The sequence below is a fragment of the Candidatus Foliamicus sp. genome, from assembly GCF_965221325.1.
Classification (GTDB): Bacteria; Pseudomonadota; Gammaproteobacteria; order Steroidobacterales; family Foliamicaceae; genus Foliamicus.
Genome location: NZ_OZ244880.1, coordinates 1,886,275 through 1,897,884, shown reverse-complemented (window position 1 = coordinate 1,897,884; position 11,610 = coordinate 1,886,275). Strand labels below are relative to the sequence as shown.

Annotated in this window: 8 protein-coding genes and 1 tRNA gene; all 9 read left to right on the top strand. The window is 62.8% G+C overall.

The window, feature by feature from the left end:
- Positions 1-22 precede the first annotated feature (22 nt).
- Positions 23-2,035, top strand: a complete 2,013-nt coding sequence (locus tag ACWCOO_RS08175; RefSeq protein WP_446830500.1) for a nitrilase-related carbon-nitrogen hydrolase — start codon at positions 23-25, stop codon at positions 2,033-2,035.
- Between the two features lie 11 nt (positions 2,036-2,046).
- Positions 2,047-2,124, top strand: a tRNA-Arg gene (locus ACWCOO_RS08170).
- 181 nt (positions 2,125-2,305) lie between these two features.
- Positions 2,306-4,705, top strand: a complete 2,400-nt coding sequence (locus ACWCOO_RS08165; protein ID WP_446830499.1) for a TonB-dependent receptor — start codon at positions 2,306-2,308, stop codon at positions 4,703-4,705.
- Positions 4,706-4,922: 217 nt separating this feature from the next.
- Complete coding sequence (locus tag ACWCOO_RS08160) at positions 4,923-5,426, top strand: hypothetical protein (protein ID WP_446830498.1); 504 nt, start codon at positions 4,923-4,925, stop codon at positions 5,424-5,426.
- Between the two features lie 256 nt (positions 5,427-5,682).
- Positions 5,683-6,810 carry an outer membrane beta-barrel protein gene (locus ACWCOO_RS08155; protein ID WP_446830497.1) on the top strand — a complete coding sequence of 376 codons (1,128 nt, stop codon included), beginning with the start codon at positions 5,683-5,685 and terminating at the stop codon, positions 6,808-6,810.
- A 130-nt stretch (positions 6,811-6,940) separates the two neighbouring features.
- Complete coding sequence (locus tag ACWCOO_RS08150; RefSeq protein ID WP_446830496.1) at positions 6,941-7,426, top strand: polysaccharide biosynthesis/export family protein; 486 nt, start codon at positions 6,941-6,943, stop codon at positions 7,424-7,426.
- A 55-nt stretch (positions 7,427-7,481) separates the two neighbouring features.
- A complete protein-coding gene (locus ACWCOO_RS08145; protein ID WP_446830495.1) occupies positions 7,482-9,698 on the top strand; it encodes a GumC family protein in 2,217 nt (738 codons plus the stop codon).
- 83 nt (positions 9,699-9,781) lie between these two features.
- On the top strand, positions 9,782-10,363 hold the full coding sequence (locus tag ACWCOO_RS08140) for a hypothetical protein (RefSeq protein WP_446830494.1): 582 nt from the start codon (positions 9,782-9,784) through the stop codon (positions 10,361-10,363).
- Positions 10,364-10,393: 30 nt separating this feature from the next.
- Positions 10,394-11,470: a hypothetical protein gene (locus tag ACWCOO_RS08135; protein ID WP_446830493.1), complete on the top strand. Its 1,077-nt coding sequence runs from the start codon at positions 10,394-10,396 to the stop codon at positions 11,468-11,470.
- The last annotated feature ends 140 nt before the right edge of the window (positions 11,471-11,610 follow it).

Sequence of the window (11,610 nt, the reverse complement as noted above, 5' to 3'; positions counted from 1 at the left end):
GGGACTTATTCAGGGGACAAACATGCTGATCATTACCCAGGAACCTTGGCGGGTAGAGACCGCCGGCGAGAGGCTTGCGAGTATTGCCGAGGCTGCGGGACAGCAGCTTGGCGAACTCGAAGGCGCCTTGCTGCTGCTGCCCTTGGGCGAAGCTGACTGGCCACGGCTGCAGGCAGAGAGCGATGTGCTGGCGGAAATCGGCGCTGCCGCAAGCCGGCTCGGCATCCATATCGCGGGCGCCGCGCCCATGATCGCGGCGCATTCCGGCAAGCCGCAAACCATAGGTTTTGTGGTGGGTCCGGACGGCGCCGCCGCGTTGCGCTGCCCCAAGATAACCCCGGATTTCCTGGAAGGGTTCAGCGACTCCGCCTGCGAGCTGGGACATCCGGTCGAACTGCCGGTGGCCGATACACCGCTGGGCCGCCTGGGTCTGCTCACCGGCGAAGACGTTCTGTATTCGCACTATGCGCGCGTACTGACCTACAACGGCGCCGAAGTGCTTCTGAACCCTTGTCGGGAGCGCCGCGATGCGGGCTTCGAGAGCCGCCAACGGGCACGGCGCACGCGCGCCTACGAGAGTTCGGCCTATGTGGCGGTGGCCACTCCGCACTCTGTTGGGAGCGGCGAGCTTGCCGTCAGGTTGCCCTGCGCGTCGGCGCTCTATCTGCACGACGAGCAGAACTACGAGGAGGCAGGGCAGGGCGAGAGCTTTTTGATCCCCGATTTCAGCATCCAGTACTTGCGCCGCAAGCGTTCCACCCTGTTCATGAACCAGCCTGTCTACATGCGCAGCATGCTCTACGCCCCCGGCTACAGGCAGGCCGCCGCGGCCGATGCGGTGCAAGCCCGGCCCATGCCCGACACGCGGGCGGGATGGCGCGCCGAGGCCGAGCGGCGCATATTGGCGCAAGCGGACGCCAATCGGGTTGACGGTCCCCGAGAGGACCAGTATTCGGCGCTGCTGGTGCAGAACGAGTTCCGCGTCATTCACATGGACACGCCGAATCCCGGCGAAATCCTCAAGAAAAACCTCGACGAAGCAGTAGGCCTGGCGGCGCGCAGCGCCTTCATACCCAATGTGCGGCTGGTCTGTTTTCCGGAGTTCTTCATGACCGGCTCCGGCGGCTTCGGCAAGCGCACGCCGAAGACCCTGGAGCGTATCGCAATCACTTATCCGGGGCCGGAAACAGACGTCTTGAGCGAGTTTGCCCAGAAGAACCACGTTTACGTGGCCGGCTCCACGTTCGAGAAAGACCCGCGCTTCCCCGAGCGCGTGTTCAACTCCGCCTTCATACTCAATGATTCCGGCGATCTGATTCTGCATTACCGCAAGCTGCACTGCGCCGATATCTGGGGGCAGTTGCCCGACACCACGCCCGGCAGCATCTATTCGCGTCTGGTTGAGGAACTGGGCTATGACGCGCTGTTTCCGGTTGTCGATACGCCCTTGGGCAAGCTCGCCGCCATGGTCTGCTTCGACCACACGGTGCCGGAAACCGCGCACATGCTCGCGAAACGTGGCGCCGAGGTCATCATCCACTGCACTTCCGACCCGCATGGCGCCGGCCGGCGCCCTTGGGAGGAGTGCCGCATGACCCGCGCCCACGACGCCGGCGCCTACATCCTGGCGCCACGTCCAGGCGGCGAATACTTCGACCCGCACGCCGTGCATCCCGGAACCTTCCTGCGCGGCTATACGCGCATCATCAGCTACGACGGCCGTCTGCTGGGCGAAGCCGACACCTCCGGCAAGGTCAGCTTCCAGGCCAACCTGGACCTGGCCGAACTACGCCGTTACCGCGCCAAGTCCGCGGCCAACCTGATGGTCTGGGATGAACCGCGCAGCTACGTGGACTGGTACGAGAAGGGGTACGGCCTGCCCGGCGATCTCTGGGCCGGCGATCCGCAGGACAACCCGTATGCGAACTTCGCGGCCATGAAGGCCTCGCTTGACCGCTTCTACAGCCAAGGCATCTACCTGCCTCCCGATGCGGCGCGCAAGGGCGCCGAGACCGACGCCCGCAGCCTAATATAATTTGCAGCAGCGCGCCCGTAGCTTAGCCTGGATAGAGCATCTGGCTACGAACCAGAAGGTCGGGAGTTCGAATCTCTCCGGGCGCGCCACATTGCCGCCCACCCAATGGTTCGGGGAGAGTCGGGGTTTATACTCTGGCGGGAGCTTGGGGGAGGCGGAAGCAAGCGGGAGTACCGGCTGTGCTGCTGGCCTTGTCGAGTTCACGACGAGCGCGCCGTGTGCATGGATGCCCCGGCGGCTTTTGATATCGCCAAGATAGGAGCACATGTCATGGCAAACCGCTTGAATCTACTTCCTGCCGGCTTGGCCGCCGCCGCGGTAATCCTGTTCGGCCCCGCCCAGGTCGATATCGCATTCGGCCAGGAGGCTCAGTTGGAGGAGATCGTTGTCACGGCGCGCAAGCGCGAAGAGGCGATCCAGGATATCCCGCTGGCGATTACCGCATTCACCGCAGAGGAAATGCAGAAGCGCAATATCCAGGAGATGCGCGATATCGCGCTGTTCACGCCCGGATTCAACTTCGAGGATTTCGGCGGCCAGGGCGGGACCACGCCGGTGGTGCGCGGCGCCACCCAAGTGTCGATTTTGCAGTCCGGCGAGCAGAACGTCTCGGTGTTCTTCGACGGCGTATATCTGCCGCGCAGCTACGTCACCGACCTGGGCTTCGCCAACATGGAGCGCGTCGAGGTGGTCAAGGGCCCGCAAAGCGCCCGCTACGGACGCAACGCCTTCATGGGCGCGATCAACTACATTCCCCGGAGGCCCAGCGACGAGTGGGACCTGCGGGGGCAAGCTGTGGCCGGCAACCATTCGCGGCAGGACTGGGCCGGCACCGTGTCGGGACCGATTATCCCCGGTCTGGTTTCGGTGCTCGCGGGATACGACTACTCGGAGTTCGACGGCACCTGGGAGAATACGCATCCGTTCGCGGACATCGGCTTCGACCAAGGCAGCAACGGCCGGCTGGGCGGATACGAGCGCGCGGTGGCCAGTCTCGCCCTGCGCGTGACGCCCGCCGACGCCCTGACCATCGACCTTGCCTACTACGACTACGACTTCGACAGGGAACACAGAGCGCAGAACTTCTTCGCCGAACTGGGCGCGGACAGCCAGTTCCTGAACTGCGGACAATGGAATGCGGATGTCCGGCCGGCGGGGAGACCAGGCTTCGGCTATGGCGGCCAATGGTACCGCCTCTTCTGCGGCGAACTCTGGGTGGACAGCATTCCCACCGACCCGCGAGGATACGCGCGTCAGTTGAATGCGGAGTTCACGCGCGGCTCGGTCAACTGGGCCGTCAGTGATTCGATAGCCGTGGAATACATATACGGCAGGCTGGAGGCGGATACCAAGACCCTGGGCTACAAGGACCTCTTGCCGGATTGCCCGTTCGCCACGCCGCCCTTGCCCGGCTGCATTTTCGAAAGCGGCCCGATCGGCGACTTCGAAGTGGATTCCCATGAGATCAGGGTGTCGTGGGACACGGGCGGACCCTTGCGGGCTGCCGCCGGATACTTCTACACCAAGAGCCGTGATTTCTATACCGCCAACTTCACCGGCCTGCCCGCGTTGACGGCGGTGCCCACGCAGCCGGTCGATATCCTGGATCAGTCGGCCTTCCTCTTCTATGCGAACCTCAGGCGCCTCGTGAACAGGAACAAGACCACCTCTCCGTTTGCCGAGATCAGCTATGCCTTCATGGACGACAGGGCGCGCATCGGCGTGGAGGCGCGCTACTCGAGTACCGACAAGTTCGAGGGCAATCAACCGTCCGCCGGGGTAGGCGGAAACCTGGTGTTCACGGGGGTGGTTCTGGAGGACGAGTTTTCGTCGTTCACGCCGCGGCTTACGCTGGAATACGATGTCAGCGACGATCGCCTGCTGTTCGTTTCGCTTGCAAAGGGCGTGAAGCTGGGCGGTTTCAATGCCTCATCCGTGCGGGTCGAAGACCGCACCTTCGACGAGGATCAGAACTGGACCTACGAAATCGGCTCCAAGAACATCCTCTGGGACGGGAAGTTGCGCCTGAATGGATCGCTGTTCTGGATCGAGTGGTCGGATGTGCAGATCCGAGCGCAGGACCCGGGCAACCCGGACGACTTGTCGCTTTCGCTGACCGCCAATCTGGGCGATGTGAGTTCCAAGGGATTTGAATTAGAGGGCGCTTATGCGTTCTCCTCGAATCTGACCGTGAGCGGATCCGCCTATTTCGGCGACGCCAAGTACAAGGAAGGCACCTTCGACAAGCGCTGGGGCGGGTTTCCCTCGGTCTGCGACGACATCGTGTGTCCCATTGATGGGCATGTCGGCGGCAATCAGATGCAGCGTCAATCGAAGTGGCAAGCGGCTTTCGGCGCCGAGTGGCGTGACGAGATGACCGTGGGGTTCGCCGAGGAGTATTTCATCCGCTACGACGTCGCATACCAATCGAAGCAATACGCCGATGCGATGAACCTGGCTTGGGTGCCTGAGCGCACCATCGCCAACGCCAGCGTCGGCGTTATTGGGGGTTGGTACGAGGCGCAGCTTTGGGTGCGCAACCTGTTTGACGAGCTCTACGTGTCCGGCGCGACCGTGGGCGTGCCCAACAGGCAATACAACGCATACCTCGGCGAGCGCCGGACCTTCGGTCTGACGCTCGTTGCGGATTTCGGCAACTTCGCGAACTGAACGCCGAACGCGCCCGACAAGGCTGCGGACGGCCCCGCTTGCCGTGGCCCCGTGCGCTACCGTGTCAATGCTGAATGCCGCAATCAACCAGTGCTCTTGAGCCCGGTGGCCTTGTTTCCTGAAGCCTGAGCGTGGCCGCCGGTATGCTACACTGACGTTCAAATTCGCGCGGTTAACGGACGCGCGGATGGAGTACAAAGGTCGAGGAGGACGAGACGTGGCTGCAGTAGAGAGAAGGTCGCGCGTTGCATTTGCCGCAGCGATGTGCGTCATGCCGCTTTTGTGTGCACAGGCGCAGACCGAGGTGACCGAAGAGGCGGACGGCTCGGTGTCGGTAAGCATTGAGCAGGAGCGGTTCACGGTGCCTGCGCCGGTGGCCGCTGCTGTCCGCGATGCGGTGCGCAATCATTCTGACGACCCCGATGCGCTGCAGAGCGCTATCCGGGCGGTGATCGCCGAGCATGCTGCCGGCCCCGACGCTGCGGACTACGCGACCGCTATCGCGGCGCTGGCCATCTCGCTGTCGCGTGCTCGTTCGGCATCCGTGGACGCCGTTTTGCGGGGCGCGGCCGCCGCCAATCCTGCGGTCTCGGTAGCCACGCTGTTAACGGCCTTGCCCGATCTTCGGGGCGTCCCCAGAACGCGCGAAGATGCCGACGAAAGGATGGTCCTGCTCCAGGCCACGGTTGAAAATCCCTCCCAGATCAGCCCTGTACAGTAGGCTGGTTGGATTCTTTGCGCGCTTGAGGACCTGTTACTCATCCGTCCAGAAGCGCGGGGTAGTTTGAATGACGACACCAGTACAGTACTTTCAGCGGTCGCCGGCCGTTACCGCGTTGAGGCCTCGCTATTTTTTCGCGGGGCTATTGGCCTGGTTGGCGTTCGGCGCTCCGGACGCGATGGCCCAAGGGGCTCAAGGGGACAGTTCTGCACTTGAGTGGAACGTTGGCACCCGCCCGCGCGCAGGCTACGACCCGGTGGGGATCAGAAGCGGCAGCTTTCTGCTGTTTCCATCTCTTGAGTTGGGGTTGGCAGACGACAACAACATCTACCGGCTGCCCGGCGGGAAGACCCAGGACGAAATTGGTTTCGTCCGTCCGCGCCTGTTCGGAGTTTCGCAGTGGAGCAATCACGAAATTCAACTGGACGCCGGGCTTGACGCGAGTTACTTCTCCAGCGCCGATGAGGAAAACGTCACCAATTGGTTTGCGAGTACACAGGGCCGCCTGGACATCGCCCGCGACGCTTGGTTGAGTGGCGGACTAAGCGCCCGCAAACTGCACGAGGAACGCGGCGATCCCGATTCGCCGCGAACGGCTGCAGAGCCCATCTCCCGGCTGGTTTCCGGCGCCCGGGTGGAAGGATTTCGGCGCCTTAATCGACTGAGCCTGGGCGCGAAAGCGGACTATTCCAGCATTGCCTACGACGACGCCGTTGACAGCGTGACGGGTGACCGCTTGGTGCAGGACGATCGCGACCGGGACGAGACCGACGTTTCGGCATGGGCCGGCTGGGATTTCACGCCGGACTTTGAGGGATATCTGCGCGCCACGCGCTATATCCGCCGCTACGACCGCTTGCAGGGCGAGGATCGCTATCGCCGTGATTCTGACGGAACGGAAATAGTTGTTGGCGCGCGGCTGAAGCTGGCTGCGGCGCTTGCCTTGGACCTGTTCGGCGGCCACCGAAGGCAGGAATATGATCGCGACGACCGCCTGCCGAAGGTGAGTGGAGCGAGTTATGGCGGCGCGCTAACCTGGAACGTCACGCCGCTCACCACAATCCGCGGCGGCGCGAGCCGTACGGTGGGGGAATCGACGCTGCGGCAGGCCTCCGGCTACTTTTCTTCGGCATTGGAATTGGGCGTGGATCACGAACTGCGCCGCAACCTGCTGCTAGGCGCCGACGCTAGCGTGACTCGTAACAGCTACGTTGGGATCGAGCGCAAGGACAATATTCGGACCCTGTTGATTCGAGCCACCTGGCTGTGCAGCAGGACGATGCACATCGACTTGGGCTATCGCATGCAGCGGCGGGATTCAAGTCTCGATCGGGACGACTACACAAAGAATTTCGTGTACTTGGATGTGCGCTTCCAGCTCTAGTGTTTCGGCGGAGTTTGCGGCACAGCGGCGAGTGACATTTCAAAATGCCGCGTGTGCGGTCGTGTTGTGGCTAAGCTACGCGGTTCTCCCCACAAGTAGCGCTACCGCCCAGACTGGTGATGTGGCTCCAGTGGGCGCCGAATCCTCCGGTTCGGCTTCCGAATACGCGCTGGGACCCGGCGACCGCATCCGTATCACGGTTTACGGGCACGAGGACTTATCGGGCGAATTCCTGATAAACGAAAAGGGCTCCGTCGCGCTGCCGTTGGCGGGGAACCTGGAGTTGGAAGGCGTTACCGTGCTTGAAGCGCAGCAGATGGTGGTGAACGCACTGCGGCCCGACTACCTTCGAAATCCTCGGGTTGGAGTAGAAGTGCTGGAATACCGCCCGTTCTACATTCTCGGGGAGGTGAACAACCCCGGTTCTTATCCTTACGTGAATGGCATGACGGTGAACGAAGCGGTTGCTATCGGCGGCGGGTTTACCTATAGAGCCCGCAAGAACCGGGTGGAGGTTATTCGCGCAGCGGACGCCAGGCGCACCGCGCAATCGATATCGGTCACCGACAGCGTTTTTCCCGGCGATGTGATAACGGTCCAGGAACGCATCTTCTGAAGCGGTCCGGAAATATGCATCGACATTCCTCCCATCCCGACGATTGCACACCGACTTGACCGAGCCCCAGAATCGCGGCTTTCCGGCGGCGCCCGAGCCCAGCATTCCCGATATACTCGGCCTGCTCTGGCATCGCAGGGCGCTGATCTATTCGACAGTCGCAATTTCGATGCTCGTCACCACGCTGATCGTATTTCAGCTCGCTCCGCGTTATACCGCCGAGACGCAGATTTTCATCGGTACGCGCACCTCGAATGTGGTCGAAATCGAGAACGTGATCGACGCACTGCGCCCCGACCGCACAACTCTGCAAAGCGAGGTTCAGGTACTCAAATCACGGGGATTGGCCGAAAAGGTCGTAGGCCAGCTTGGCCTTGAGGACAATCCCGAATTCAATCGGAATTTGCGTCCGTCGGTCTGGAGCGCGAGTCTGGACAAGCTCGGCTCTTGGTTGCGTGGCGCTTTTGCCGGGTCGGCCCCCACTGCTGAGGCATTTCCGGAGCAGGCCGACCTGATCCGCAGCGACACGGTTACGGAGTTGCTGGAAGCTTTGGATGTGGGAGTGGTCGGTGTGTCGCGCGTGGTTTCGGTTGCCGCCACCTCCACCAACCCCGTGCTGGCCGCAGCGATCGCCAATACGCTGTCCGAAATCTACTTGGCGGAGCAGCTTCAGGACAAGCTCGGCGTTACGGAACAAGCGGCTGCGTGGCTGGATAAGCGAGTTCAGGCCCTTCGGGAACAAGTGGAGGAATCGGACCGGGCGGTTGAGGATTACCGTCAGGCTCAGGGATTGACGCAAGCCAGCAACACGACCTTGATCGAGCAGCAGATATCGGAATTCAACATTCAACTGATCGCTGCGCAGGCGACGCGCACAGAAGCCGACGCAAAGCTCCGCCAGGCCCGCGAGCAGTTGCGGTCGGACGGGGACATTTATGCCGTGCCGGAAGTGCTGGCCGCGCCGCTGATCCAGAACCTGCGCCTGCAGGAGGCGACATTGGCAGGCCAGGTCGCGCAGTTGGCGTCCGAGTATGGTCCGCGGCACCCGCAGATGGTTAACGTTACCGCGGAGTTGTCCGATATTCGCGCCAAAATCGCGATTGAGGTTGACCGCATCGTGCGCGGATTGGAGAACGATTTGGAAGTGGCGCAAACCCGCGAGCGCACACTGGCGCAGCGGCTTGAGTCTCTCAAGGAGGAGGCTTCGCGGCTGACCACCGCGCAGGCGCGACTGCGCGTCCTGGAGCGCGAAGCGGCGGCTAACCAGGGGTTGTTCGATGTTTTCCTGGCGCGCTGGAAGGAAACCGGCCAGCAGGAGGACCTGTTCAGCGCGGATGCGCGAATTATCTCCAGAGCCGCGGTGCCCAGCGAGCCAGCGTGGCCAAATGTCGCCGCGGCCATGTCGATCACGCTGGTAGCGTCCATTTTGCTCGCGCTGCTGCTGGTGTTCCTGGTTGAGCAATTGTTCAATCGCGGCTTCCGGGATTCCGAACAAATCGAGACTGCCATGAATTCCGGGGTGCTTGGCGTTGTTCCGAAGCTTAAGGAGGGCGATGGCAAGCTGGTCGATGAGGTGCTGGACGAACCGATGTCGGAGTTCGCCGAATCGCTGCGGATGCTGCATACCGGGCTGTTACTTGCCGATGCAGACGAGTCCTCATGCACCTCTGTTCTGATTACTTCCTCGGTGGCCGAAGAAGGCAAGACATTCATCGCGATCGCGCTGACCCGCCTGATCGCTCGGAGCGGTCGCAAGGTGCTGCTGATTGATGGCGACCTGCGCCATGGTCAGGTCGGCAAACGGCTTGGATTGTCCGACAAGCAGGGCCTTGCCCAATTGCTGACCGGACAACTGAAGTCCGCCGAACAGGCTATACAGCGCGACGAGTCATCGGGGTTGGACGTGCTGACGGCCGGGCGCGTGGGTCATGTGCCCACCGATATTCTGCGTTCTCGTTCGCTGTCGAAGCTGCTGCAACCGTTGCGGGATTCGTACGAAATGATCGTGGTGGATTCGCCGCCTTCGCTGCTTGTTTCCGATTCTCGTACGCTTGCCAGGCAAGTGGACCGGACGGTGTACGTGGTGCGGTGGGCGGAAACCGCGCGCAAGGTGGCGCTGGCCGGGTTCAAGCAAATCCTCGATTCCGAAGCGCAAGTGGCCGGCGTGGTGTTGAGTATGGCGCATACCGGCAAGGGCGCCCGCTATCCCTACGGCGTTTATCCATTGGGTTCGTACTCCAAGTTCGGACGCTACTACGCTCGCGCCCGTTAGACATGCCTGGATTCAGCTACAGAGTCCGGTTTCGCGCTCCGGTATTGGCTGGCGCTGCGGCGGTCGGTCTGGGAGCTGGAGTGATGCTGGCGGCACTGCCGACAGCCGTGGGCGGTGCGATTCAGACTATAGGCGATCCCGCTCTCCGGCAGATCGAGAACGGCCAATCTGTCACGGCTCCAGCCCTGCGCCGATTCGCGCGCTCGCGTCAGGACGCCGCTGCCTGGCGGGGCGCCGCCGCAAATTACAAGGAAGCCGCGCTTGGCCACTTGTTGCTCGTGGAAGCCGGCGCCGCCGGGTCGCGGGACGATGGTCTGGCTAGGGCTGAGGCCGCGTTAATTGCCGGTTTGCGCCGAGCGCCGATGGATCCCTACGGCTGGATGCGCCTGGTGCAAGTGCGTCTATTGCGGAGCGCGCCCACAGCAGAGTTTGCCCTGCCGCTGAAGCTTGCCCTGCATAGCGGGCCGCGCGAGGACCGCAACCACGGGATGCTGCTGCTGACGTTGGAAGCCGGCCTTAAGGTGTGGGATGAACTGGATGATCGGCAGCGAGGTTTGGTGACTGACAAGGCGCGCGAAGCGTGGCGCCGGAACGCGCTCCTGGCCGCCGCCGCCGCCGACCGTGCTGGCCGTTCGGACCTGATGGCGGATCTACTCGGACTTTAGTCTGGACGTTGCGCCAGGTTCGGGTGAGCCTTGAAAGTCCTTTTTCTGCAGCCGCCCGCGCACGTGGCCGCCTTGGGCGTAAATTTGAGCCGACTGCGCGAGGTCGCGCGCTTCGGTGCGGTGAATCTTGTGTCGCTGCCGAAAAAGCTCGCTGGTATCGGGGCCGTCGTGAACACCATCGATACCAGCGCAGCGGCCCGTTGGGTGCTGGAATCGGCCATGCGCAGAGGCATACCGCGGGTGTACCTGTTCGATGGAATATTCGACCTGGCCAATGCCTACCACAATCCGGCCCACCGGCGGCGCCGACTGTATCAAATGGACCCTTTGCTCTATTCGCATGTGGCCTGCGTTGACCGCTGGACGCACACGCGATGGACGGCCCTTGGCGTACAAACTCACGCCTGGCTGCCGGCGCGCGCAAGGCTCTCGGACGTGTGCAAGGACGGGAACCGAGGCGGGCACGACGGTGTCGAACAGGCAGCACCTGCAGGGGCTGAACGGGCAGCGCCCCAGACCGCCATGAGATCGTTTCTCGTCGCTACCGCCCGCAACCCCGCGTTTGACGGCGCAGAACGTTCTCGCCTGAAACGTTTGCTTGCGCTCACGATTACCGCTCTCGACCGCCTGGGCGTCTCGTACCGCTTCCGCACGGGCGACGCAAAGCTGCTGGCGTCGCTGGGCATTGCGGCGGACCTCAACGATGCAAGTGATTCGTTCGCCCGCTGCATACGCCGCTACCAGTGTCTCATCACGACGCCCTCCACAGTGGCGACCACGGCCATGCTGGCCGGCAAGCCCACCGCCACCCTGGATTACCGGGACAGCCCGCTTACCCAGCAGACCGGCTGGCGCATCCACCGCTCCGCGGACATCGGCAGCGTCCTGGTTTCGATGCTGCAGGCGGCGCCTGAGCGGATGACGTTTCAGGCCCGTGAAGTAGCGCACCTGGTGGACCGCCAGCCGGTAGAGGAATTCATACTGCGCGCAGCGAGGGTCGGGCCGCCGCAGGATGGCGTGGCTTCCCGCCCCCCGCGCCTCGGTCTCGACTACCCCATGAGATGGGTTTACGTCAATTGGATCAAGCGCTTCAGGAAAGGGCTATAGTTCGCTCGGTCGAGGCCGAGGTTTGCAGTTGGACCAGGTATCAGCACCGTTGCAGCTTCACGCTGCCCGCAAGCTGCGCAGCGCCATTGCGCGGCCGGTTACACGCCTTGGCGCGTTTCGGCGCCGCTAAACCCGTGAGC

What these genes read in the sequence shown, in the direction of transcription:
- ACWCOO_RS08175 (WP_446830500.1), top strand. Translation starts at nt 23, where the DNA reads ATGCTGATCATTACCCAGGAACCTTGGCGGGTAGAGACCGCCGGCGAG.
- ACWCOO_RS08165 (WP_446830499.1), top strand. Translation starts at nt 2,306, where the DNA reads ATGGCAAACCGCTTGAATCTACTTCCTGCCGGCTTGGCCGCCGCCGCG.
- ACWCOO_RS08140 (WP_446830494.1), top strand. Translation starts at nt 9,782, where the DNA reads ATGCTGGCGGCACTGCCGACAGCCGTGGGCGGTGCGATTCAGACTATA.